Origin of the sequence: Nocardioides pymetrozini, assembly GCF_046058985.1 — a bacterium.
Taxonomy (GTDB): Bacteria; Actinomycetota; Actinomycetes; order Propionibacteriales; family Nocardioidaceae; genus Nocardioides.
Map to the genome: position 1 here is coordinate 2,378,868 of NZ_CP175556.1, position 23,726 is coordinate 2,402,593.

The 23,726-nt window shown below is 72.5% G+C and carries 18 protein-coding genes; 3 read left to right on the forward strand and 15 right to left on the reverse strand.

Going from position 1 to position 23,726, the window contains the following annotated elements; all coding sequences use genetic code 11:
- Nucleotides 1-10: 10 nt before the first annotated feature.
- Nucleotides 11-856, forward strand: a complete 846-nt coding sequence (locus ACJ5H2_RS11670) for a MaoC family dehydratase (protein WP_408895558.1) — start codon at nt 11-13, stop codon at nt 854-856.
- Between the two features lie 9 nt (nt 857-865).
- On the opposite strand, the gene ACJ5H2_RS11675 is transcribed toward ACJ5H2_RS11670, so the two are convergent.
- The 14 genes from ACJ5H2_RS11675 to ACJ5H2_RS11740 form a co-directional block, all read right to left on the reverse strand.
- Nucleotides 866-1,732, reverse strand: a complete 867-nt coding sequence (locus ACJ5H2_RS11675; protein ID WP_408895559.1) for an acyl-CoA thioesterase — start codon at nt 1,730-1,732, stop codon at nt 866-868.
- Nucleotides 1,729-2,679 carry a PAC2 family protein gene (locus ACJ5H2_RS11680; protein WP_408895560.1) on the reverse strand — a complete coding sequence of 317 codons (951 nt, stop codon included), beginning with the start codon at nt 2,677-2,679 and terminating at the stop codon, nt 1,729-1,731. The genes ACJ5H2_RS11675 and ACJ5H2_RS11680 overlap by 4 nt, the downstream gene beginning before the upstream one ends.
- The gene (locus ACJ5H2_RS11685; protein WP_408895561.1) at nt 2,676-4,175 is read right to left on the reverse strand and encodes an amino acid permease; all 1,500 of its coding nucleotides are present in this window, start codon (nt 4,173-4,175) and stop codon (nt 2,676-2,678) included. Before ACJ5H2_RS11685 ends, ACJ5H2_RS11680 begins: the two co-directional genes overlap by 4 nt.
- A complete protein-coding gene (locus ACJ5H2_RS11690; RefSeq protein WP_408895562.1) occupies nt 4,172-5,443 on the reverse strand; it encodes a hypothetical protein in 1,272 nt (423 codons plus the stop codon). The genes ACJ5H2_RS11685 and ACJ5H2_RS11690 overlap by 4 nt, the downstream gene beginning before the upstream one ends.
- A complete protein-coding gene (dxs, locus tag ACJ5H2_RS11695) occupies nt 5,424-7,361 on the reverse strand; it encodes a 1-deoxy-D-xylulose-5-phosphate synthase (RefSeq protein ID WP_408895563.1) in 1,938 nt (645 codons plus the stop codon). Before dxs ends, ACJ5H2_RS11690 begins: the two co-directional genes overlap by 20 nt.
- A gap of 18 nt (nt 7,362-7,379) precedes the next feature.
- A complete protein-coding gene (locus ACJ5H2_RS11700) occupies nt 7,380-8,318 on the reverse strand; it encodes an SMP-30/gluconolactonase/LRE family protein (RefSeq protein WP_408895564.1) in 939 nt (312 codons plus the stop codon).
- Nucleotides 8,315-9,610, reverse strand: a complete 1,296-nt coding sequence (locus ACJ5H2_RS11705) for an aminotransferase class V-fold PLP-dependent enzyme (protein WP_408895565.1) — start codon at nt 9,608-9,610, stop codon at nt 8,315-8,317. The genes ACJ5H2_RS11700 and ACJ5H2_RS11705 overlap by 4 nt, the downstream gene beginning before the upstream one ends.
- 7 nt (nt 9,611-9,617) lie before the next feature.
- On the reverse strand, nt 9,618-11,939 hold the full coding sequence (locus ACJ5H2_RS11710; RefSeq protein WP_408895566.1) for an Ig-like domain-containing protein: 2,322 nt from the start codon (nt 11,937-11,939) through the stop codon (nt 9,618-9,620).
- Between the two features lie 68 nt (nt 11,940-12,007).
- Nucleotides 12,008-13,204 carry a fibronectin type III domain-containing protein gene (locus tag ACJ5H2_RS11715; protein WP_408895567.1) on the reverse strand — a complete coding sequence of 399 codons (1,197 nt, stop codon included), beginning with the start codon at nt 13,202-13,204 and terminating at the stop codon, nt 12,008-12,010.
- Nucleotides 13,201-14,655, reverse strand: coding sequence for a dicarboxylate/amino acid:cation symporter (locus ACJ5H2_RS11720; protein ID WP_408895568.1), 1,455 nt, complete (start codon nt 14,653-14,655; stop codon nt 13,201-13,203). The genes ACJ5H2_RS11715 and ACJ5H2_RS11720 overlap by 4 nt, the downstream gene beginning before the upstream one ends.
- A 143-nt stretch (nt 14,656-14,798) precedes the next feature.
- Nucleotides 14,799-15,380, reverse strand: a complete 582-nt coding sequence (locus tag ACJ5H2_RS11725; protein WP_408895569.1) for a DUF3105 domain-containing protein — start codon at nt 15,378-15,380, stop codon at nt 14,799-14,801.
- Between the two features lie 155 nt (nt 15,381-15,535).
- Nucleotides 15,536-15,835, reverse strand: coding sequence for an MTH1187 family thiamine-binding protein (locus tag ACJ5H2_RS11730; protein WP_408895570.1), 300 nt, complete (start codon nt 15,833-15,835; stop codon nt 15,536-15,538).
- Between the two features lie 92 nt (nt 15,836-15,927).
- Nucleotides 15,928-18,756: an aconitate hydratase gene (locus tag ACJ5H2_RS11735; RefSeq protein WP_408895571.1), complete on the reverse strand. Its 2,829-nt coding sequence runs from the start codon at nt 18,754-18,756 to the stop codon at nt 15,928-15,930.
- Between the two features lie 132 nt (nt 18,757-18,888).
- Nucleotides 18,889-20,814 carry an ABC transporter ATP-binding protein gene (locus ACJ5H2_RS11740; RefSeq protein WP_408895572.1) on the reverse strand — a complete coding sequence of 642 codons (1,926 nt, stop codon included), beginning with the start codon at nt 20,812-20,814 and terminating at the stop codon, nt 18,889-18,891.
- 170 nt (nt 20,815-20,984) lie between these two features.
- Between ACJ5H2_RS11740 and ACJ5H2_RS11745 the strand changes: the two genes are divergently transcribed.
- Nucleotides 20,985-21,560 carry a dihydrofolate reductase family protein gene (locus ACJ5H2_RS11745; protein ID WP_408895573.1) on the forward strand — a complete coding sequence of 192 codons (576 nt, stop codon included), beginning with the start codon at nt 20,985-20,987 and terminating at the stop codon, nt 21,558-21,560.
- A gap of 22 nt (nt 21,561-21,582) precedes the next feature.
- Nucleotides 21,583-22,767 carry a hypothetical protein gene (locus ACJ5H2_RS11750; protein ID WP_408895574.1) on the forward strand — a complete coding sequence of 395 codons (1,185 nt, stop codon included), beginning with the start codon at nt 21,583-21,585 and terminating at the stop codon, nt 22,765-22,767.
- 225 nt (nt 22,768-22,992) lie between these two features.
- Here ACJ5H2_RS11750 and ACJ5H2_RS11755 read toward each other — a convergent pair whose 3' ends face one another.
- The gene (locus ACJ5H2_RS11755; protein WP_408895575.1) at nt 22,993-23,706 is read right to left on the reverse strand and encodes a helix-turn-helix domain-containing protein; all 714 of its coding nucleotides are present in this window, start codon (nt 23,704-23,706) and stop codon (nt 22,993-22,995) included.
- Nucleotides 23,707-23,726 lie beyond the last annotated feature (20 nt).

Here is a 23,726-nt window from a genome sequence, read left to right on the forward strand (position 1 = left end):
CATGGGTGGCATGGCGCTCCCCGTGATGCTCAAGGCCGCGCTGCCCGCCGTCCCCGGCGTCAACCAGCTGCCCGGGATCAAGAAGACCGGCGGCGCGCTTCCGGACCTGGTCCTCGAGCGCAACGACGTCGTCGTCGAGCGGGCCGCGGTCGACCGGTACGCCGCCGTGTGCGGCTTCCCCGTCCGCGACGTGGCGCCGGTCCCCTACCTGCACATGCTGGCGTTCCCGCTGCACATGCAGCTGATGACCGACGCCGCGTTCCCCTTCCCGGCGATCGGCTCGGTGCACCTCGAGAACACGATCGTCCAGCACCGCCCGGTGGCCATCGGCGAGCGGGTCTCGCTGTCGCTGAGGGCCGACAACCTGCGGGCCAGCACCAAGGGCCGCGCCTGGGACATGAACGTCACCGGCACCGTGGGCGACGAGGTCGTGTGGGAGTCGGTGTCGACGTACCTGCGGGTCGGCAAGGGCGACAGGGAGCAGGGTGACCCCGGGATGTCGCTGACGGCGATCGAGGCCAAGGGCCCGGTCTGGTCGCTGCCCGACAACCTGGGCCGCACCTACGGTGCCGTGTCCGGCGACCGGAACCCGATCCACCTCTACCCGCTGACCGCGAAGGCACTGGGCTTCCCGCGCCACATCGCCCACGGCATGTGGAGCAAGGCCCGCTGCATCGCCGCGCTGGAGAACCGGCTGCCCGACGCGGTCAAGGTCGAGGTCGCGTTCAAGAAGCCTATCTTCCTGCCCGGGAAGGCGCAGTTCGGCGCCGAGCGGACGGCGAGCGGCTACGACTTCACGCTGGTCAACCCGAAGTCCGGCGCGCCACACCTGCTGGGCCGCACGAGCGCGCCCTGACGGCGCGGCCTACGGCGTCCGTGGCCGGATCAGGCCCTCCTGGGCCACCGTGGCGACGAGGGTCCCGTCCTGGGTGAAGATCCGCCCCAGGGCGAGGCCCCGTCCGCCGCTGGCCGAGGGCGACCACTGGTCGTAGAGCCACCACTCGTCGGCGCGGAAGGGCCGGTGGAACCAGATCGTGTGGTCGAGGGAGGCCATCTGGACGCTGTGGGGGCCGGTGCCGGGGTGGGCGGCGAGGGTGGCGCCCAGCAGCGAGACGTCGCTGGCGTAGGTGAAGGTCGCCAGATGCTCCATCGGGTCGTCGCTGAGCCGGCCGTCGACGCGGATCCACACCTGGGTCTGCGCGGGGTGCATCGGGTCCGGCTCGAGGCCGTGCGCCGAGCTGCCCAGCCAGCGCACGTCGAGCGCCGCCCACTCCTTGCTCAGCCCGTCGTCGGAGCCGCGCTCGGCCATGAGCGCCATCAGGTCGAGGCCCTCCTCGGGCGCCTTGACCGACGGCATCGCGTCCTGGTGCTCGAGCCCCTCCTCCGCGCGCTGGAAGTTGAGCGACTGGTAGTAGATCGGCCGGCCGTGCTGGCGCGCGAGCACCCGCCGCGTCGCGAAGGACCTGCCGTCGCGGATGCGCTCGACGTCGTAGATGATCGGCACCGTGTAGTCGCCGGGCAGCAGGAAGTAGGAGTGCAGCGAGTGCACGTGCATGCCCTCGTCCACGGTCCGCGACGCCGCGATCAGGGCCTGCGCGGCGACCTGCCCGCCGTACACCCGCTGCCGGATGGTCTCCGGCTGCTGGCCGCGGAAGAGGTCGGTGTCGAGCTCCTCGAGGTCGAGCAGGTCCACCAGCCGGCGCGTGGCCTCGCCCATCACCCGCTCGGTCATGACTGGCCTCCGGTCTCGTCGGGTCCCTCGAGGCCGGCCAGGAACTGCTCGAACTGGCGGCCGATCTCCTCGCCGGTCGGCAGCGGCTCGTCCTCGGCGAGCAGGCTGCTACCCTCCTCCTCGGCGCGGGCGAAGGTGTCGTACTGCTGCTCCAGCGCGGTCACGACGTCGCGCACCTCGTCGTTGGCGGCGAGATAGCGGCTGATCTCCTCCTCCCGCTCCTCGGCCGCCTCGCGCAGCTCGCCGAGGTCGATCGCGAGGCGGCCCGCGAGCTCGACGTGCTCGAGCAGGGACACCGAGGCGCGGGGATAGTCGAGCTGGGCCAGGTAGTGCGGCACGTGCGCCACGAAGCCCTGGGCGTCGTGGCCCCACTCGCCCAGCCGCAGCTCGAGGAGCGCCTGGGCGCTGCTGGGCACCCGCAGCTCGCCGCGCCACGGGCTGGTGCCGGTGAGCAGGTCGGGGTTGTTGGCGTGGTGGGTGATCGCGATCGGGCGCGTGTGCGGCACCGCCATCGGGACCGAGCCCATCGACACCACCAGGCCGACGTCGAAGCGCGCCACGACCTCTCGCACGCCGCGGCAGAACGCCTCCCACCGGATGTCGGGCTCGGGTCCGTGCAACAGCAGGTACGGCGTACCGCCGGCGTCGCGCAGCAGCCGGACGACGAGGCGGGGCGCCTCGTAGCCCTCGTAGTGGTCGCGCGCGAAGGTCAGCGGTGGCCGCCGGGCGCGGTAGTCGTGGAGCTGGTCGACGTCGAAGGTCGCGACCACCGCTCCCCCGCCGTCGGGCGTGAGCGCGCCGGCGCGCACCAGGTGCCGGCAGGCGAGCGCGCCGGCGTTGCCGGCGTCGAGGAAGCCGTCGAGCGCGACCACCAGCACGGGGCTCTCCACGTCCTCGAGCTCGGGCACCTCGTCGACGATGTGGACGAGACGGGGTGATGAGGTCACCCGGAAAGACTATTCCCCTGTCGTTGCGGCTCGCGCCCGAGGCGGCTGTGACGTCGGCCGTAGACGAAGTACACGACGAACCCGAGCGCCATCCAGACCAGGAACCGGATCCACGTGTCGCCGGTCAGGTTGAGCATGAGGTACAGGCACATCAGAGTGGACACCGCGGCGACGACCGGGGCCACCGGGGTCCGGAAGCCGCGCGGCAGGTCGGGGCGCGTGCGGCGCAGCACCACGACGCCGATGCTCACCAGCATGAACGCGAACAGGGTGCCGATGTTGACCAGGTGGGCCAGGGTGCTCAGGTCGACGAACCCCGCGAGCGCGGCGACGGCGATGCCGGTGACGATCGTGATCCGGTACGGCGTCCCGTACGTGGGGTGCACCTTGGCGAGCGCGCGCGGCAGCAGACCGTCGCGCGCCATGGCGAAGCCGACGCGGGACTGGCCGAGCATGAGGATCATGGCGACCACCACGAGACCGATGCAGGCGCCGATCGAGATCAGGTTCGGCATCCAGCCCACGCCCGACGCCTCGAACGCGTCGGCGAGCGGGGCCGCGCTGTCGGGGTCGATGTCCTTGTAGCTGCGCAGGCCGGTCACGACCAGGCTGACGGCCGCGTAGAGGACGGTGACGATCGCGAGCGAGCCGAGGATGCCGATCGGCACGTCGCGCTGGGGGTTCTTCGTCTCCTCGGCGGTCGTGGCGACGATGTCGAAGCCGATGAAGGCGAAGAACACGATGGCGGCGCCCGAGATCACCCCGGCGAGACCGAACACCGCCGGCTCCAGCCCGAGCAGGCTCGTGATCAGCGGGACGTCCGCGAACCCGCCGCTCGACTCCGGCGCCGGCTGTGCGTCCGGGATGAAGGGGACCCAGTTGCTGACGTCGATGTGCGCGATGCCGACGACGATCACCGCGGCCACGACGACGAGCTTGAGCGCGACGACGAGCTGGTTGAAGCGACTGGAGAACTTCGTGCCACGGATGAGCAGGTAGGTCACGAGCAGGGCGATCACGACGGCGGGCAGGTCCACGAACCCGGTGGCCGCGGAGCTGACCTGCTCGGGCAGGCTCACCCCGACGATGTCGAGGACCTCCTGCAGGTAGGCGGAGAAGCCGGTCGACAGCGCCGCGGCGCCGACGGTGAACTCGAGCACGAGGTCCCAGCCGATCGTCCACGCGACCAGCTCGCCGAGCGTGGCGTAGCTGAAGGTGTAGGCGCTGCCCGCCACCGGGACGGTCGAGGCCAGCTCGGCGTAGCACAGCGCCGCGAGCCCGCAGGCCACGGCGGCGATCACGAAGCTCAGGGCCAGCGCGGGGCCGGCGTTGGACGCGGCGACGGTGCCCGTGAGCACGAAGATCCCCGCGCCGATGATGACGCCGACGCCGAACACGGTGAGGTCGAGCGCCGACAGGTCCTTGCGGAGCCGATGGTCCGGCTCGTCGGTGTCGGCGATCGACTGCTCGACGGACTTGGTGCGGAAGAGGCTCATGGATGCTCCTGACCCGAGTACGTGCGTTGCATCAGTCCTACACCCCGCTGGGCCAGCTCGGCGGGAGTGACACCGAGGACGTCGGGGACGACCTGGTTCTGGTCCGCGCCGTCCGCGAGCCGGTCGAGCAGCGAGAAGAGCGTCGGCGCGCCGTAGACGGCGGCGATGTGCTCGCACACCCACCACGACACGGCGTACCAGGCCTCCGCGTCCGGCCCGCCGAACTGGGCCGGGCCGGGCACGTCGCGCACGGTGCCGGCGAGGTCCAGCGCGCGGGCGGGGAGGCGCCGCCGCGCGGGCGCCATCGGGCGGACCGAGACGTACTCCGCGATCCCCTCGCTGAGCCACAGCGGCGCGCCACGGCCGCGCGCGCCGAGGACGGCGTGGGTCAGCTCGTGGCGGACCAGGCGGCCGAGGACACCGGCCTGCTGGTCGAGGACGCGGGGGCTGAGATAGATCCGGTACGACGAGACGCCCAGCCGGGCGTCCGTCCCGTCGACCGGCACGGCGACGGTGAGCCCGTCCGCGCGGTCCGGGTCGCCCACGGTCTGGTCGGCGAGACCGCGCAGGAAGGCGGGATCGCGCACGGAGTAGACGACCACGCCGGTCACGGCGCCGTCCGGCCCGCCGCCGACCACGGCGCGCACGTCGGAGCGGCCACTGCTCGCGGCGGCGAGCACGGCCGGGGCATGGCGGACGGTGGCGTCGTCGAAGATGCCCAGGACGCCGACGGTCTGCGCCACCCGGATCGGGCCGAGGTCCCAGGGCTGGACGTTGCCGGGATGCGCGGTCTCCCATGCGTGGTCGGTGGTGGAGGTGACCACCAGCCGTCGCCCGTCGGCGGAGGGGGTGAACAGGAAGCGGTCGCGCGTGCGGGCGGGGGCGGCGTCGTACCCGTCCAGGCCGAGGACGAGGGCCACCTCCACCCAGTAGTCCTCGCTCCCCTCGACCGGGGTGATCGTGTCGGCGGCGAGCTCGTAGCGCAGCTCACCGACCGGGAGGGCGGTGAGGTTGTCGAAGTAGGTCTGCTGCTCCGCGACCAGGCCGGCGTCCGCGCGGTCCAGGGTGCGCCGGAAGCGGCGGACGTCGTGGGTGCGCAGCCCGCGCGCGCGGCGGTCGAGCGTCTTCTGCATCAGCGCCGCCACGTCCTCGTAGCCGCTGCCCGAGTAGGTCGGCGGCGGCTGCTCCTCGGAGCAGGCGACGAGCGGCAGCAGGAGCAGCGCCAGCGCGGGGACGAACCTGCGGGCCCTAGCGGGGGCCGTCGACATCGAGGAGGGCCCGTCCGTCCGGAGCGGGCCGGGCCGCGCTGTCGTCGGCGAGGCTGTCGTGGGCGATGTCGCGGAGCACCTCGAGGGCGACCGCCGAGGCGGTCAGCCCGATCCTCCCGAGGATCGCCGCGCGCTTGGCGTGGTCGAGGAACTCCTGCGGGATCCCGTGGATGCGCACCGGCGTGCGCACCCCCTCGGCAGCCAGGGTCTGCAGGAGGACGGCGCCCACGCCGCCGACGACGCCGTTGTCCTCGAGGGTGACGACGCGGCGGTGGGTGCGGGCGAGCTCGACCAGGGCGGGATCGACCGGCTTGACCCAACGGGGGTCCACCACGGTGACGCCGATGCCCTGGTCGACCAGGCGCTGGGCGACGTCGACGGCGACGGAGGCCATCGACCCGACGGACACGACCAGGACGTCGCGGTCGCCCTCACGGACCAGCACGTCGCAGCCGCCGGCCTTGCCGACCGCCGCGATGTCCTCCGGCGGCGGACCCTTCGGGAAGCGCACGACGGTGGGTGCGTCGGAGACCTCGACCGCCTCGTCGAGCAGCTCGCGCATCCGGGTCACGTCGCGCGGCGCCGCCAGGCGCAGTCCGGGCACGACCTGAAGGATCGACATGTCCCACATGCCGTTGTGGCTGGCGCCGTCGTCGCCGGTCACGCCGGAGCGGTCGAGGACGAAGGTGACGCCGCACCGGTGCAGGGCCACGTCCATGAGGACCTGGTCGAAGGCGCGGTTGAGGAAGGTCGCGTAGACGGCGAAGACGGGGTGGAGGCCGCCCATCGCCAGTCCTGCCGCGGAGGTCGCGGCGTGCTGCTCGGCGATGCCGACGTCGAAGGTGCGCTCCGGGAAGCGGGCCTGGAACTTGTCCAGTCCGACCGGGTGCATCATCGCAGCGGTGATCGCGACGACGTCCGGGCGGCGCTCGCCGATCCGCACGACGTGGTCGGCGAAGTGGTCGGTCCAGATCGGGCCCTTGGGCTTCTCCGCCCCGGTCTGCACGTCGAAGGGGCCGGGCGCGTGGAACTGGTCGGCCTCGTGCCGCTCGGCCGGGTCGTAGCCGAAGCCCTTGCGCGTGATGGCGTGCACGATCACGGGGCCGCCGAACCTCTTGGCCTGCGTCAGCGCCTGCTCCATGGCCGCGCGGTCGTGGCCGTCGACCGGCCCGACGTACTTGAGTCCGAGGTCCTCGAACAGGCCCTGGGGGGCCAGCGCGTCCTTGAGCCCCTTCTTCATCGCGTGCAGCGCGTCGTAGGCCGGGGCACCGACGCCGGGGACCGCCGTGAGCCGGCGGCGCACCACGTCGAGGACGTGCTCGTAGCGCGGGTTCGTGCGCAGGCTGGTGAGCGCCGTGGCGAGCCCGCCGATGGTCGGCGTGTAGGAGCGGCCGTTGTCGTTGACCACGATCACCAGCTTGGAGTCGTGCTGGATCGCGATGTTGTTCAGCGCCTCCCACGCCATGCCGCCCGTCAGCGCGCCGTCGCCGATGACCGCGACGGTGTGCCGGTCCTCGCCGCGGATCCGGAACGCCTTGGCGATCCCGTCGGCGTAGCTGAGCGCGGTCGAGGCGTGGGAGTTCTCGACCAGGTCGTGCTCGGACTCGGCCTGGCTGGGATAGCCGCTGAGGCCCCCCTCGCGGCGCAGCGTGCCGAAGTCCCGGGCGCGTCCGGTGACGAGCTTGTGGACGTAGGACTGGTGACCGGTGTCGAAGACGATCTTGTCGCGCGGGGAGTCGAACACGCGGTGGATCGCCAGGGTCAGCTCGACCACGCCGAGGTTGGGCCCGAGGTGGCCGGTGTTGGTCGCGACCGTGCGGATCAGCAGGTCGCGGATCTCGGCCGCCAGCTGGGTCAGCTCGTCCTCGGACAGCGTCCGCAGGTCCCGCGGTCCGGTGATGTCGTCGAGGACAGGCATGGACGCCAGTCTAGGTCCTCACAGGTCGACGACCGCGATCGCCGGCTCGTGGAGGCTGCCCAGCCAGACCCGGCCCTCGTGCTCCCGCACGCCGGTGACCATGTGGTACGACGCGCCGTGCTCGGCCGGGGTGATGTCGATGTCGTGCACGAGGCGGCCGCCGTCGTCGTACGCGACGACGCGGACGGTCTGCTGCGGCCGGGGCTGCAGGGCCTCGGGCAGCCTCGTGGCCAGCTTGCGCAGCGCCATCGGCCCGCGCTGGAGGCGCTCGACGAGCGGGTCGGTGGGGCTGGCGATCGTGACCCAGATCAGGCCGTCCGAACCGCGCGCGATGTTGTCGGGATAGCCCGGCAGGTCACGGCACAGATGGTCGCGCTGCCCCTGGCGCGGGCCGCTGAGCCACTGCCGGACCACGGTGCGCGCGCCCGTCTCGGCCACGCACACGAAGTCGCCGGCCGCCGAGAGCGCCACCCCGTTGGCGAAGGCCAGCCCGTCCAGGACCACCGTGACGGTCCCGTCGGGGTCACGCCGCAGCAGCCGCCCGGTCCGGGTGTTGCGGACGAAGTCGTCCTTCCACCGATCGATGCCGAAGTGGGTCGAGGAGTCGGACCACCACAGGGTGCCGTCGTCGGCGATCGCCGCGTTGTTGCAGAAGACCATCGGGACGCCGTGGACCTCGGCGGTGATCGGCTCCACGCCCCCGGTGGCCGGGTCCACCCAGAGCAGGCCGCGTCGCGCGTCGCACACCAGGAGCCGGCCGTCGGGGGCCAGCTCGAGGCCGAGCGGGCGTCCGCCGGTGTGGGCCACCCGCTCGACCCGGCTGCCGTCGGCGCTGACCCGGAGGATGGCGCCGTCCTCGGTGCCGGTGAAGACACTGCCCCGGTCGGGCCCGGACGTCGCGACGACGACGTCCTCGGCCCCGTGACCGGGGACGGGGATCACGGTGAAGGAGGTCACCCGCCGACCCTAGCCCGCTCACCCCCCGCCCAGGTCGGCAGCGGCCGCGGGTCGGGAGCGGGGAGGTGCTCGTCGTCGTAGGTCCACCGCGGGCCGGTGGAGACCAGCTGCGCGAGCCCGTCCAGCAGGCGGTCCACGTCGCCGCTGCTCGTGCCGAGGCCGACGCTGGCCCGCACGGCCATCGCCCCGCCGGTCAGGCGGTCGAGCAGCGGATGCGCGCAGAACCTGCCGTGCCGCACGCCCACGCCGTGCTCGGCGGAGAGGTACTGGGCCACGAGCGGGGCGGGACGGTCCTCGACCGTGAAGGTGGCCAGCCCGAGCAGGTCGGTCTCGCCCGGCCACAGCCCGAGCACCCGCACTCCTGGCAGGCACGCCAGGCCGTCGCGCAGCCGGTCGCGCAGGGCCGCCTCGTGGCGCAGCTGCGTCGTCTCGGCGAGGGAGCCGAGCGCCTCGCAGGCCGCCGCCAGCGCGACGGCGCCCACGACGTTCGGCGTCCCGGCCTCGTGCCGCGCGGGCGGCTCCGCCCACGCGACGTCGTCGAGGCTCACCGAGCGGACCGCTCCCCCGCCGGCGAGGTACGGCGCCGCGTCGGCCAGCCAGTCCGGCCGGCCGACGAGCACGCCGGCGCCGTACGGGGCGTAGAGCTTGTGCCCCGAGAACGCGAGGTAGTCGACGCCGAGCGCTGCGATGTCGACCCGCCGGTGCGGCACGAGCTGGGCGCCGTCGACCGCGATCCGCGCACCATGCCGGTGCGCGAGCCCGACCAGGGCGTCGAGCGGCAGCACCTCCCCCGTCACGTTCGAGGCGCCGGTGACGGCCAGCAGGGCGGCCGGCCGGCGAGCGAGCTCGGCCTCCACCGCCTCGAGCGTCGCCGCCAGCGTCGCCCGGCCCGTCACCGTCCGGCGTACCCCCGCCGCGCGGTGCCACGGCAGCAGGTTCGCGTGGTGCTCGACGTCGAGGGTGACGACCTCCCCCGGCACGGCGGCCGCGAGCAGGTTGAACCCGTCGGTCGTGTTCCGGACCAGCTGGACGACGTCGTCGTGCCGGGCGCCCACGAACTCCGCCACCGTACGCCGGGCCGCCGCGAGCGCGGCGGTGCTGACGGCGGAGGCGTGCCCGGCGCCGCGGTGCACGCTGGAGTAGTACGGCAGGAACTGGGTCACTCGCTCGGCGACGCTGCCGAGGGCCGGGGCGCTCGCCGCGATGTCGAGGTTCGCGTAGGGGACGGTGCCGCCGGTGACGAGCGGCACGCGCAGGTCACCGCCGACGACGGGCAGGAGGAAGGAGGTCACCGCAGCGCTACCTCGCCACCTTGACCGACGCGACGGTCGAGGTCGGGAGGTAGGTCGCGTCGCCCGAGTACCTGATGGTGACCTTCCACCGGCCGCGGGCCAGCGTGGGCAGCTTGACCTTGGCGACACCGTTGGCGACGGTCCGCTTCACCGTCCGCTTGGCGCTCCCCTTCTTGAGCACGACCTTGACGGTGCCGGAGGCGCCGGCGCTCCCCGCGGGAACGGCGAGCGTCACGGTCGCGGAGCCGGGCTTCGTCGACGTCGGCCTCTTCGTGACCTTGAAGCTCACCCCGGACACGGCGACCGGGCTTGTCGACGTGGTGGTCGCGGCCTGGGCCGTCACCTGCTGGACGCGCTCGGAGCCCCGCACGAGGCCGTCCGCACTGCCGCCGTACACGTAGCGCAGGGTGTGCTGGCCGGCCGCCAGCGGCGGCAGCGGAAGGCTGACCGCGGCGACGCGGTCGGCGTTCACGTCGACCGCGCCGATCTTCGCGTCGTCGAGGTAGACCTGCACCGACCCACCGAGCGGTCGCTGACCGGTGAGCGGGGCGAGGGTGGCGCCGGCCGTGCGGTCGGAGAAGAAGCCGGTGTGCGGGGTGCTCACCGCGACTTGGGCGCTGAGCGTCGCCGGGCTCGCCGCGGGGACGGTGGCGGGCGCGCCGGTCACGCCGAGGCTGCTCGCGTGGCCGTCGGCGACGCCGGCGATCACGTCGTGGATCTCGTCGATCGCCTCGCGGGCGAAGTTGCGCTGGTTCCGCAGCGCGTTCTGTCCGGCCTCCGCGCTGACGTTGACGTTGCCGCGAAGCCGGTCCGGGTTGGCCGGGTCGTAGGCCTCGTCCTTGCCCTGGGTGAACCAGACCTCGGTCATGTACTCGACGTTGCCGGCGAACTGCGGGGCCGGCGGGTCGCCCGCCGCGGGGTTGGTCCAGTCCGCGCGGATGGCCTGGTCGCGCACGGGCGCGGGCTGGCCGCCCTCGGTGGCGTCCTTGTCGTAGGACAGCAGGTGGCCGACCTGGATCTTGCGCGCCAGCTTCTCCCCGGTGGCCGGGTTCGCCGGGTCGGGGACGACGCCGCCGGCGTAGTAGCGCACCGGGCTGCTGCTCTGCGTGCCCGGCTCGTCGGCGGTGATCCGGTACTGGGTCCGGGCGTTCGAGAGGCGCTCGAGGATCCGCCCGTACAGGTGCGAGGGCCGGGTCTGGAGCGAGGTCCCGTTGACGGTGCGGAAGGCGTTGTCACGGATGTGCTTGTCGAGGGTTCCGGAGTTGCCGGTCGAGTCGAGCGAGAAGTCGAAGTTGTAGATCCTGCGGATGCCGTGCCGACGGGCGTACTCGGCGGTCTGCTTGATGATCGCCGCGGTGTTGTGGCACCACGTGCCGCCGAACAGGATGAGGAACTCGCCCTCGCTGTCCAGGATGTCGATCAGCTCGGGATAGGTCACGCTCTGGATCCGGAAGTCGTCCTCGTCGCCGCCCGCGAGGTCCTCGTCGGCGTCGAAGATGTCGCCGCCGAAGCGCGTGCGGTTGAGCTGCTCGGTGGCGGGGTCCGCGTTCTTGACATAGCGCTCGTAGTGGCGCCGGTTGTGCTCGGTGCTCAGGAAGTCCCACTGGGTGTCGACGTCGAGCGGGGCCGAGGTCAGCACCCGCTTCACCTCGCTGCGGTACGCCGTGAGCGCGTCCGGCGACGAGAGGTCGGCCGGCGGCGTGACCAGTGCGTCGACGATGCGCGCGGACTCACCGCCCGCGGCGTCGTACACGAACAGGTAGGGGTGGTCGGGCGCCACCCGCCGGTCCGGCGCTGCCGGGTCGTTCGCCAGCCGGAAGGGCGTCTCGGCGTCCTTGCCGAGGTACTGCGTCACCAGCCGCTCGCCGAGGTCGAGGAACTGGTCCTTCCCGGCGTTCTCCGCGGTGGCGAGCGGCGAGCCGGTCAGGTCGAAGACGCTGAGCGCGTCGCCGTCGAGCTTGGGGTCGAAGTTGTAGATCCGCTCGATGCCCTCCGCCGCGGCGACCTGCTCGATCGCGCCGATCGTCCGCTGGAGATGGTCGTCCTCGGGTCCGCCGATGACGAAGGCCCACTTCCCCGTGCTCTTCTTGAGCAGGTACTCGAAGCGCTCGAAGGTCACCGTCTCGAACACGGCGCCGCTGTCGACACCGGGGAAGGCGTCGTCGAACCAGTCGAGGGTCGCGCCGTGGGTCGGGGCAGGGTAGGTCACCGGAGCCGGGTCCGGGTCCGCGGCGTGCGCGGGGGACCCGACGCCGAGGAGGGGTGAGGCCGCGAGCGCGGCGGCCGTGAGGGCCGCAGCGGCGTGCCGCAGACGGGTGCGGTGGGTCATGGGTGCTTCGCTCTCTGCTCTGAGGTGGGTCGAACGGTGACGGCTGGGCCGTCGGGGGTGTGCGGGGGTCAGGCGGGCGCGAGCGCGCGGTGGGGGCGGCGGCGGCGTCCGCGCAGGGTGTGCCAGGCCAGGGCGAGGGTGCCCGCCGCGCCGAGGGCACCGAGGATCGCGAGTCCCGCGTTGTCCGGCACGGGGGTCGCCTCCTCGGCCGCGGCGTCGTCCGCCTTCGGGGTCGAGGTCCCCGCGGCCGCTGCGACGGTGACGGGACTGCTGGCGACCTGGGTGCCCTCGAAGAGGACGACGAGGTCGTGCTCGCCCTCGGTGACGCCGGCCGGAACGACGACGTCCGCGGTGAAGCCGCCGTTGTCGTCCGTCGTCACGGAGCCCAGCGGCACCGGGTCGGAGTGCAGCTCCAGGGCGTAGCCCTCGATGCGGGGCGCGAAGCCGGTGCCGGTGACGGTGACCGTGGCGCCGGGCGTGAGCTCCCCGGTCACCGTGACCGTGCCGGCCACGGTGGTGGGGTCGACGCCGACCACGACCGGGGCCGAGGGCGGGGAGCCGGGCGACTCGCCGGCGGCGTTGCGCGCCCAGACGGCGGCCCGGTAGCTGCCGGGCTCGACGTTCTCGAAGACCTGCTGGAAGGTCGCCGCGTCGGTCTCGACGGCCTCCTGCCCGGTGAACCGGACCAGGTAGCCGGTGACCTGCTCGATCTCGGCGTTCGGTGAGGCCGCCCACGAGACGGTCACCGTGTCGCCGTCGACGGTGAGCGTGGGCGCGGCGAGAGCGCTCGGCGCCCCCGGGGCGACCGGCGCGGCCCCGGTCGTCGCAGCCGGGTCGACGACGGCGCCCGTCGTCGTGCCGGGGGTGGCGGACTTGCCCGTGCCGCCGGCGTTCTTCCCGGTGCTCTTGCTGCCGGAGCCCGCGGTGACGCCGCCGCCGGCGCCCCCACCGCCCGAGCCGCCGGGGTTCGGCGTGGGCGTGGGCGTCGGGGTGGGCGTGGGCGTGGGCTGGTCCCCCTTGTAGCTGTAGCTGCCGGGCGGGTACGACGTGGTGCCGTTGCGGTTCGGGTACACCGGATGCTGGTTCTCGTCGAGCTCGCAGTCCTGGATCCACAGGCAGGTCACGTCGTCGAGGCAGGGGAACTCGTCTCCCCCGTCGACCCAGCCGTCCGCGTGCGCGGCGGGCGCCGGGCCGAGCGCGAGGGCCAGGCTCGCCGCCAGGGCGGCGCCGGGCAGCAGGGCGAGGATCCGGTGGGATCGGGTCATGCGTGCACTCCTTGGGGGGTGGGGGTGGATGGCGCGTTCGGTGCGGGCAGCGCGCAGGCGCCGATGGGGACCCCGGAGTCGAGGTCGGGGTGGTCGGCCAGGTCGGGGAGGTCGGCGAGGTCGGCGAGGTCGTCGGGAGCGTCGCCCCCCTCGAAGACCGCGTCGTCGAGGCGGCCCTCCTGACGGGCCACGATCGTCGCCGCGACCGCGGCGGACGTGACGTTGTCGAGGGTCCGCGCCATGTCGGCCACCATGCTGACCGGCAGGGTGATCGCCACGAGCTCCAGCGGGAGCCCGGCGGCCGTCAGCACCGTGGTCGCGGTGATCGTGGCCGTGCCGGGCACGCCCGCCGTGCCGACGGAGACGACGACCCCGAGCAGGACGAGGACGAGATAGTCCTGGACGCCCCAGGAGATGCCCAGCGCGTTGACGCCGAACACGGCGAGCAGCACCGGCCACACGCCGGCGCAGCCGGGCATGCCGATCGTCGTGCCGAGGGGTGCGGTGAACCCGGCGATGTCGGACGGAACGCCCACCCGCTCGCGCAGGAGACGCGTGGTCACCGGCAGCGTGCCCGCGCTGCTCTGCGTCGTGAACGCGGTGACCTGGGCGGGCAGGATCTTGCGGAAGAAGCGGAGCGGGTCGACGTCGGCGAAGACCCGGAGCAGCACCCCGTTGACGACGAAGGCGTGGATCAGGCAGGCCGCCCACGCCAGGCCGAGCACTCCGAGCAGCGAGACCATCTGCGACCACTGGCCGGCGGCTCGGGCGGTGGCGACCGCGGTCAGCGAGAGGACGGCGTACGGCGTCAGGGCGATCACGAAGCCGACGGCGCGGTAGATGATCTCGCGCAGCGCGTCGACCACGCCCTTGAACGGCGCCACCGTCGCCGGCGCCCGGTCGGCGACGAGCGAGTACGACACCGCGACCAGCAGGCTGAACAGGATGATCGGGATGACGTTCGTCTCCGCGATGTCGGTGACGATGTTGGTCGGGAAGAAGTCGATGAAGACCTCGGTGAAGGGCTTCTTGATGTTCTCCAGCGCCGAGGTGTTGGTGTCCCCGAGCTCCAGGTCCGCGCCCTCGCCGATCCCGAGCTGGAGCGAGAGCCCGAGCGTCAGCAGCACCGCGAGCGCGTTGAGCCCCAGCAGCCAGGCGACGGAGCGAGCGCCGATCGTGCGCAGCTGGGCCGTGGTGCCGAGCGAGGTGATGCTGGAGAGGATGGAGACGATGATCAGCGGCGCGACGATGGCCAGCAGCAGGTTGAGGTAGACCTTGCCGACCGGCTCGACGTAGTCGAGATGGCCCTCGAAGACCACGCCGACCCCGACCCCCAGCGCCAGGGCGGCGATGGTCAGCACGCTGAAGTTCACCCGCAGCCGGCCCAGCACGAAGATGCCCGCGAACAGTCCCAGCGTCACCAGCAGCGCGGCGACGGCATACCCGCCCATGGGGCCCCTCTTCCTTAGTCGACTATTTCGATCGAGTTAAAGACTATGGGGTCGGTGCGGGTGGTCGCCGCCGAATCGGCCGAAATGCGATCAGCCATCCCGTAATCCGGGATGGCTGATCGGTGGGGCCTATCGGGGGCTCGTCAGACGACGGAGCCTCCGGAGGGCACGTCCGCGGGGTCGAGGCCGCCGTGGCACGACGCGAACGGCTCGGGCGCGGTCTCGCCGGCGCCGTACGCGGCGACGAACAGGGCGATGCGCGGGTCGTCGGGGCCGGTCAGTGCGAGCTGGCGCCCCCAGACGGTGATGACGACGGGCGCCGGCTGGTCGGGATGGGGCGCCAGGATTCCGTTGTCCGGGAGCTGCGCCGCCAGCCGCTCGACACCCGCGGCGCCGACGTCCTCCGGGCGGTAGGTGAGCACGACCGTGCCGTGCTCGAGGTCGTGTACGAGGGGCTCCTCGGGCAGTGGCTCGTCGTACACGCCGCACTCGAGCCAGTACGGCGCGTGGTCGCCTCCGGCGGGCGGCGACTGCGGGTAGGCGAGCTCCTCGCCGGGGTCGAGGTGCTGGTTGGTCAGTCCGGCGTACTCCTCGACGGCGTCGAGGTTGCTCGTGTCGACCTTCTGCTCTGGGCCGCGCTCTCCTCGGGTCGACTCGTCGTCCCTCCCCGCGAGCAGGACCGGCACCGCGACCGCGATCGCGACCAGGACCACGGCGGCGAGCACAGCGAGGACGACCGGCAGCGCCGTGCGCCGGCGCTGCGGCGGAAGGGACGGCGGGGGCGGGTACGCGGGGGGTGGGTACGCGGGGGGTGGGTACGAGGTGGACGGGTGGGAGGGCGGTGGGTAGGACGGCGGCGGTGGCGGGAACGGCGGCTGGCTCACTGCTCGAGCGCCCGCTCGACCCGCTCCACCTTGGCGGTGAGCTCTCCGGCGAAGCCCGGCCGGATGTCGGCCTTGAGCACCAGCCCGACCCGCGGGGACACCGCCGCGACGGCGTCGACGGCCCGCTTCACGACCGCCATCACCTCGTCCCACTCCCCCTCGATGTTGGTGAACATCGCGTTGGTCTCGTTGGGCAGCCCCGACTCTCGGACGACCCGGACCGCGGCCGCCACCGCCTCCGCGACACCGCCGGTGTCGTCGGAGGCGGAGGGGCTGATGCTGAAGGCGACGAGCATGCCGCCCACCGTAGCCGGGTGGGAGAACCGACGGCCCGCCCCTCGAGGAGGGACGGGCCGCCGGGTGGCTCGGGGCTGTGTCGACCGGGTGGTCAGCCGCGGAGCAGGTTGCGCAGGACGTACTGCATGATGCCGCCGTTGCGGTAGTAGTTCGCCTCACCGGGGGTGTCGATGCGGACGACCGCGTCGAACTCCACGCCGGTGTCGGTGGTGACCTTCACCGTGCGCGGGGTGGTGCCCTCGTTGAGCTGGGTGATCCCCGAGAAGGAGAAGGTCTCCTCGCCGGTCAGGCCGAGCGACTCGGCGTTCTGGCCCTCGGGGAACTGCAGCGGGATCACGCCCATGCCGATCAGGTTGGAGCGGTGGATGCGCTCGTAGCTCTCGGCGATGACCGCCTTGACGCCCAGCAGCGAGGTGCCCTTGGCCGCCCAGTCGCGCGACGAGCCGGAGCCGTACTCCTTGCCGGCCAGGACGACCAGCGGGATCCCGGCGGCCTGGTAGTTGACGGAGGCGTCGTACACGGTGGTGACGGGGCCGTCCTCGACGGTGAAGTCGCGGGTGAAGCCGCCCTCGGTGCCCGGCGCGATCTGGTTGCGCAGGCGGATGTTGGCGAAGGTGCCGCGGATCATCACCTCGTGGTTGCCTCGGCGCGAGCCGTAGGAGTTGAAGTCGCGCGGGGCGACGCCGTTCTCCGCGAGGTACCTGCCGGCGGGCGAGTCGGCCTTGATCGAGCCGGCGGGCGAGATGTGGTCGGTGGTGACCGAGTCGCCGAGCTTGAGCAGCACCCGCGCACCCTCGATGTCGGTGACCGGCACCGGCTCGTGGGGCATCCCGTCGAAGTAGGGAGGCTTGCGGACGTAGGTCGAGTCCGCGTCCCACTCGAAGGTGTTGCCCTCGGGCGTCGGCAGCGACTGCCACCGCTCGTCGCCGGCGAAGACGTCGGCGTAGGAGTCGGTGAACATCTCCGAGGTGATCGCCTGGGCGATGGTCTCCTCCACCTCGGCCGGCGAGGGCCAGATGTCCTTGAGGAAGACCTCGTTGCCCTCGGCGTCGGTGCCCAGCGGGTCGTTGAACAGGTCGACGTCCATCGAGCCGGCCAGCGCGTACGCGACGACCAGCGGCGGGGAGGCCAGGTAGTTCATCTTGATGTCCGGGTTGATCCGGCCCTCGAAGTTCCGGTTGCCGGAGAGGACCGAGACGACCGCCAGGTCGTTCTCCTGCACGGCGGCGGAGACCTCGGGGATGAGCGGGCCCGAGTTGCCGATGCAGGTCACGCAGCCGTAGCCGACCAGGTTGAAGCCGAGCTTGTCGAGGTACGGCGTCAGGCCGGCCTTGTCGTAGTAGTCGGACACGACCTTGGAGCCGGGCGCCAGCGTCGACTTGACCCAAGGCTTGCGCGACAGGCCCTTCTCGACGGCCTTCTTGGCCAGCAGCGCCGCACCGATCATCACCGACGGGTTCGACGTGTTGGTGCACGACGTGATCGAGGCGATCGTGACGGCACCGTGGTCGAGCGTGAAGGTGGTCCCGTCGGCGAGCGTCACCTCGACCGGGTTCGACGCGCGGCCGCCGTCCTTCGGCGCGGCCGAGAGGTGGTCGCGCGGCGCGGCCTCGCCGTTGGACTGGGCCGGGTCGTGCGAGGGCGCGTCGGAGCCCGGGAAGGTCTCGGCGACGGCCTCGTCGTAGCCGCGGGTCGTGTCGCCGTCACCGGCGTAGTCCACGAGCGCTCCCCGGAAGGACTCCTTGGCCTGGGAGACCAGGACCCGGTCCTGCGGGCGCTTCGGGCCGGCGATGGACGGCACGACCGAGGCGAGGTCGAGCTCGAGCTTCTCGGAGTAGCGCGGCTCGGCGGCGGGGTCGAGCCAGAGGCCCTGCTCCTTGGCGTAGGCCTCGACCAGGGCGAGCTGCTCCTCGGAGCGGCCGGTCAGGCGCAGGTAGTTGACGGTCTCGGCGTCGATCGGGAACACCGCGATCGTGGAGCCGAACTCCGGCGACATGTTGCCGATGGTCGCGCGGTTGGCGAGCGGGAGGGCGGAGACGCCCTCGCCGTAGAACTCGACGAACTTGCCGACCACGCCGTGCTGGCGGAGCATCTCGGTGATGGTGAGGACCAGGTCGGTCGCGGTCGAGCCCTCGGGCAGCGAGCCGGTCAGCTTGAAGCCGACCACGCGCGGGATGAGCATCGAGACCGGCTGGCCCAGCATGGCCGCCTCCGCCTCGATGCCGCCGACGCCCCAGCCGACGACGCCGATGCCGTTGACCATGGTGGTGTGGGAGTCGGTGCCCACGCAGGTGTCGGGGTAGGCCAGCAGCTCACCGTCCACCTCGCGGGTGAAGACGGTGCGGGCCAGGTGCTCGATGTTGACCTGGTGGACGATGCCGGTGCCCGGCGGGACGACCTTGAAGTCGGAGAAGGCGGTCTGGCCCCAGCGCAGGAACTGGTAGCGCTCGCGGTTGCGCTCGTACTCGATCTCGACGTTGCGAGCGAAGGCCTCGGGCGTGCCGAAGACGTCGGCGATGACGGAGTGGTCGATGACCATCTCGGCCGGCGCGAGCGGGTTGATCTTGGTCGCGTCGCCGCCGAGGTCGGCCATCGCCTCGCGCATCGTGGCGAGGTCGACGACGCAGGGCACGCCGGTGAAGTCCTGCATGATCACGCGGGCCGGCGTGAACTGGATCTCCTTGTCGGGCTGGGCGGTCTCGTCCCACCCCGCGAGGGCCTTGATGTCCTCGGCCGTGATGTCCGCGCCGTCCTCGGTGCGGAGCAGGTTCTCGAGCAGCACCTTCAGCGAGAAGGGCAGGCTCTCGACCGATCCCTCGGGGATGCCCTCGCCCTTGACCGCGTCGAGGCGGAAGATCTCGTAGGACCTGCCGTCCACGTCCAGGGTGCTCTTGGCGCCGAAGCTGTTCTTGCTGGCCATCGCGTCTCCGTCCTCATCGACTTCATCGTTGTCGGTAGGTCTCCTCGTGCATCCTGCCGCCGCGAGCGACGACAGGGATAGTGAGGCGGACCTAAGTTCGCAGGGACACCGGACGACCGATATCTCTTGATATCAAGATACACGATCCGAAGGCAGATCACCATGCAGCCGTCGCTCCGGCGCGCCGGCGGGCGCGGCGTCCTCGGCGAACTGCGTGCGGTAGAGCTCCTCGTACCGGCCGCCCGCCGCGAGCAGCGCCGCGTGCGTGCCCCGCTCCACGATCCGGCCGTCCTCGACGACGGCGATCAGGTCGGCCGCCCGGATGGTCGAGAGCCGGTGCGCGATGACCAGGGCGGTCCGCCCCGCGAGGGCCTCCGACAGCGCCGCCTGCACCGCCGCCTCGGAGGTCGAGTCGAGCGAGGCGGTGGCCTCGTCGAGGATCACCACCTGCGGCCGCTTCAGCAGCAGCCGCGCGATGGTGAGCCGCTGCCGCTCGCCACCCGAGAGGCGGTACCCGCGCTCCCCCACGACCGTGTCCAGGCCGTCGGGCAGCGCGCCGACCAGGTGCGCGAGCCGGGCGCGGCCCAGGGCGTCCCACAGCTCCTGCTCCGTGGCCTCGGGCCGCGCCAGCAGCAGGTTGCCGCGGATGGTGTCGTGGAAGAGGTGGCCGTCCTGGGTCACCATGCCGACCGTCGCGCGGATCGAGTCCGCCGTCAGGTCGCGCACGTCGACCCCGCCCAGGCGTACGGCGCCCGCGTCCACGTCGTACAGGCGGGAGACGAGCTGGGCGATGGTCGACTTGCCCGCGCCCGAGGAGCCGACGAGGGCGACGACCTGGCCGGGCTCGGCGCGCAGCGAGACGCCGTGCAGCACCTCCTCGCCGCCGCGGGTGTCGAGCGTCGCCACCGCCTCGAGGGAGGCGAGCGAGACCTTGTCCGCCGACGGGTAGGCGAAGCGGACGTCGTCGAGCTCGACGGCGACCGGGCCCGCCGGCACGCTGCCGGCGCCCGGACGGTCCTTGATGAGCGGCTCGAGGTCGAGCACCTCGAAGACGCGCTCGAAGCTCACCAGCGCGCTCATCACCTCGACCCGGGCGCTGGCGAGCGCGGTCAGCGGCGCGTAGAGGCGGGTGAGGAGCAGTGACAGCGCCACCACGTCGCCGGCGTCGAGGGTGCCCTCCAGTGCCAGGACGCCACCGAGGCCGTAGACCACGGCGACGGCGAGCGCCGACACCAGGGTCAACGCGGTCACGAAGGTGGTCTGGACCATCGCAGTCCGGACCCCGATCTGCGCCACCCGCTCGGCGCGGGCGGCGAACTCCGCCGACTCCTGGTCGGGGCGGCCGAACAGCTTGACCAGGGTCGCCCCCGGAGCGGAGAAGCGCTCGGTCATCTGGTTGCCCATCGCGGCGTTGTGGTCGGCCGCCTCGCGCTGGATGCCGGCGAGCCGCCGGCCCATGCGGCGCGCCGGCACCACGAACACGGGCAGGAGTACGAGCGCGAGCAGGGTGACCTCCCACGAGATGCCGAGCATCACGACGAGGGTGAGGACCAGGGTCACCAGGTTGCCGACGACACCGGACAGGGTCTGGCTGAAGGCGCGCTGCGCGCCGATCACGTCGTTGTTGAGGCGGCTGACGAGCGCACCCGTCCGGGTGCGGCTGAAGAAGGCGATCGGCATCCGCTGCACGTGGTCGAACACGGCCGTGCGCAGGTGGAGGATGAGCCCCTCCCCGATCTTCGAGGACAGCCAGCGGCCGAGCAGCCCGAACGCGGCGTCGAGGACGGCCAGGCCCGCGATCGCCAGCGCGAGCCGGACCACGACGGCCTGCTCGTCGCCCGCGACGATCGCGTTCACGACACGTCCGGCCAGGACGGGCGTGGCGACCGCCAGCCCGGAGGTCACGACGCTGAGCACGACGAAGCCGACCAGCATCCGCCGGTGCGGCCGGGCGAAGCGGAGGATCCGGCGCGCGGTGGCGCCGCTGAACGCCCGCTGCTCGTCCGGACCGTGCATCCCGCGGTAGACCTGGTTCCAGGCGATCGACTCCATGCTCATGTCGTGACCGTAGAACCTCAAGCCGACATGAGGACAAGACGAGGCGCCGACGGGCGCGCGGCGCGAAAGCACGAGCATCGGCGAGAAGCTCTCCGCCGCGACTGTCGTAGCGGACGACGTCCGTTCGTAGAGAGGATGTCAGCACCCCCGAACCGACCAGGAGGTCACCCGTGCGCACCCTGATCTACACCGCCTTCGTCTCCGTCGACGGCGTCGTCCAGGCTCCGGGCCCCGAGCCCGACTACCCCAACGGCGGCTGGACCTTCCAGGGCATCGACTTCCTCGAGGAGGTCTACGAGCTGAAGGCCCGCGAGCAGGAGGAGGCGAGCGCCCTCATGCTCGGCCGGGCCAGCTACCAGGCCTTCGCACCCGTGTGGCCCTCGATGACCGAGGAGTTCCCGAAGTACAACGCGATGCCGAAGTACGTCGTGTCCACGACCCTCACCGACGCCGACCTCGTCGACAACTGGGGCGAGACGACCATCCTGCGCTCCTTCGACGACGTGGCGCGGCTCAAGGAGACCGATGGCGGGCCCATCTCGATCCACGGCTCGGCGAGCCTGGCCCGCGGTCTCGGGGACGCGGGGCTGCTGGACCGCTACCACCTGCTGGTCTTCCCGTGGGTCCTCGGCGCGGGCAAGCGGATGTGGAGCGAGACCGACAAGGAGCGGCAACGGCTCGAGCTGGTCGAGAGCGCGTCGTACGCCAACGGCGTGCAGAAGCTCTGCTACCAGGTCGTGCACTGACCGGCCGGCCGATACTGGCGCCATGGTCGAGCCGAGGCCCCCGCTCCGGATGACGGCGGCCGTCCTGGTCGTCGCACTCGCCAGCGCGGCCGGCTGCACCGCGGAGACCGCGCCCGTGCCGCGGGACCCGCCGGTGTGGGTGCGCCACGACCTGCCGCCCGTCGCTCCCGGGACGCGAGTCGTCGCACGCGACGTGGTCCGCTGCGGTGAAGGATGGGTCGTGGTCGGCGGGCTGCGCCACGCGGACGGCAGTACGGCGCCCGCGGCGTGGTCCTCCCCGGACGGCTCCGCCTGGCGGGAGATCCCGATCGACGCGCGCAGCTACTGGGGTCGCCGCGCGATCGTCAACGCGGTCGCGTGCTCCGGGGACCGTCCGGTCGCGGTGGGGTCGATGTCCGGTGGCGCCCACGGCAATCCCCGGGTCACGACCTTCCACGCGACCGGTGAGGCATGGGTCGACGTCGAGGCGCCCTCGGAGCTCTACGGAGGGCCGAGCGCGGTCAACGTGGGGCCCGTGGCGGCGGGGCCCGACGGCTGGCTGATCGTCGGCAACCGGGTGAGTGGCCCGGCCGTCTGGCGCGGTGAGCGCCCGGACCGGTTCGACCTCGTCGAGCTGGCTCACCTGCCGAGCAGCCGGACCGACCGCTCCGCCTGGGCTCGTCACGGCGTTCGCCACGACGACCGGTGGGTCGTGGTCGGCAGCCGCGGAGTCGGCGACGCCCGACGGCCGGCGGTCTGGACCGCGGCGGCCGACGCGCGGTCGTGGACGCCGGAGAGCATCTCGGGCGGCGACGACCACGGCGAGCTCCACCGGGTGGCAGTGCTGGACGGGTCGCCCGGCGGGACACTGGTCGCCGCAGGAGTGACCGACGACGGCTTCGGCGTCTGGCGCCGCCTGCCCACGGTGTTCTGGGAGCGCGAGGGCCGGTTCGGCGCGCGCCCCGCCGGCGTCACGACTCCGCGCGAGGTCCTCGACCTCGCCGCCGACGGCGACGGCATCCTCTACGCGGCCGTCAGCGACGGCGAGAGCCTGCAGCTGTGGCGGTCCGGCGAGGGATCCACGTGGCGACGGCTGCGCGCGCCCGTGTCGCTGAACGCGTCCGGCGACCGGACGCTCGGTGTGGCGACCTCACCGACCCGGCTGGTCGTGCTGACCGACGACGGCGAGCGGCCAGCCCTCTGGACCCGGCGTCCGGACGGCAGGTGACGACCACGACCTGGGTCAGAGCGCCGGGGACCGCGCGAAGGTCTGCGATCACGTCACCGTCCTGGCTGATCTGCGGCGGCAGCTGGCCGCGCTCGAGCGCGTGCAGCAGAACCATCTGTCCACCGATGAGGGCCCACGGCACGGCCAACCGGTCACCGAGGTCGAGAAGCGTGTGCCACAGCTCGTCAACCGGCGCCGCGAGCCGTGGCAGCTCGACGACGACGTTCATGCCCGAGACCGTGCCCGCCGCCAGTCGTCCAACAGCTCGCTCAAGCACGCGGCGCCCGCAGCGACGGCACGAGGCTCTGCGGCTTCGAGAAGGTCCGCCGCCAGCACGGCATCGCCCACCCCGCGAAGCCTCCCTTCAGCGAACGGCCAGACCTCCCTCGGGAGACGGACGACGAGACGCGGCTCCGCGCCCTCGCGCAGCGCGAGCGAGTGTGACAGTGCGGGCCACTGTTCCTCGGCCAGGTAGAACTGAGGAATGGGCTCGGCGAGAGCGACGAGATCGAACCCCCGAACGGCCGCGGCGCTCGGCCCGGTGGGCCACACGCCGTCGACTCGTCGAAGGCGCTCGATGGCTGCCGGATGGGCCACCACCTCGAGCACACGGCTGCGTCCTCGCAGGGCGGCCAGCCAGCCGTCGGCGCCCGGATCGACCAGGTCAGCGAGATAGCGGCGTACCTGGGAACGCGCCGAGTCCGACAGCCAGGCTGCGGGGCCGCCCTCGAGGAGGTCGAGGACCGCCCAGGCGCGCTTGGCCGCGAGCGGTCGACCGGGCCTCCGCCCCCTGCGCTGCAGTCGCGCCACGTCTTCGGCCGGGATGGCCCAGGAGTTGCCTACCCGGCGCCCGCGCAGCTCACCGGCACGCAGCAGCTGACGGACCCTGGAGTCGTTGACGCCCAGCCGGCGCGACGCTTCCTTGACGTCGATCTCCACCGTCCACCTCCTTCTTTCGA

Bases quoted from the DNA above. Each gene is read 5' to 3' on its own strand.
- ACJ5H2_RS11735 (WP_408895571.1), bottom strand. From the start codon at position 18,756: ATGGCCAGCAAGAACAGCTTCGGCGCCAAGAGCACCCTGGACGTGGAC.
- ACJ5H2_RS11675 (WP_408895559.1), bottom strand. From the start codon at position 1,732: ATGACCGAGCGGGTGATGGGCGAGGCCACGCGCCGGCTGGTGGACCTG.
- ACJ5H2_RS11685 (WP_408895561.1), bottom strand. From the start codon at position 4,175: ATGAGCCTCTTCCGCACCAAGTCCGTCGAGCAGTCGATCGCCGACACC.
- dxs (WP_408895563.1), bottom strand. From the start codon at position 7,361: ATGCCTGTCCTCGACGACATCACCGGACCGCGGGACCTGCGGACGCTG.
- ACJ5H2_RS11710 (WP_408895566.1), bottom strand. From the start codon at position 11,939: ATGACCCACCGCACCCGTCTGCGGCACGCCGCTGCGGCCCTCACGGCC.
- ACJ5H2_RS11740 (WP_408895572.1), bottom strand. From the start codon at position 20,814: ATGAGCATGGAGTCGATCGCCTGGAACCAGGTCTACCGCGGGATGCAC.
- ACJ5H2_RS11750 (WP_408895574.1), top strand. From the start codon at position 21,583: ATGGTCGAGCCGAGGCCCCCGCTCCGGATGACGGCGGCCGTCCTGGTC.
- ACJ5H2_RS11730 (WP_408895570.1), bottom strand. From the start codon at position 15,835: ATGCTCGTCGCCTTCAGCATCAGCCCCTCCGCCTCCGACGACACCGGC.
- ACJ5H2_RS11690 (WP_408895562.1), bottom strand. From the start codon at position 5,443: ATGTCGACGGCCCCCGCTAGGGCCCGCAGGTTCGTCCCCGCGCTGGCG.
- ACJ5H2_RS11720 (WP_408895568.1), bottom strand. From the start codon at position 14,655: ATGGGCGGGTATGCCGTCGCCGCGCTGCTGGTGACGCTGGGACTGTTC.
- ACJ5H2_RS11715 (WP_408895567.1), bottom strand. From the start codon at position 13,204: ATGACCCGATCCCACCGGATCCTCGCCCTGCTGCCCGGCGCCGCCCTG.
- ACJ5H2_RS11670 (WP_408895558.1), top strand. From the start codon at position 11: ATGGCGCTCCCCGTGATGCTCAAGGCCGCGCTGCCCGCCGTCCCCGGC.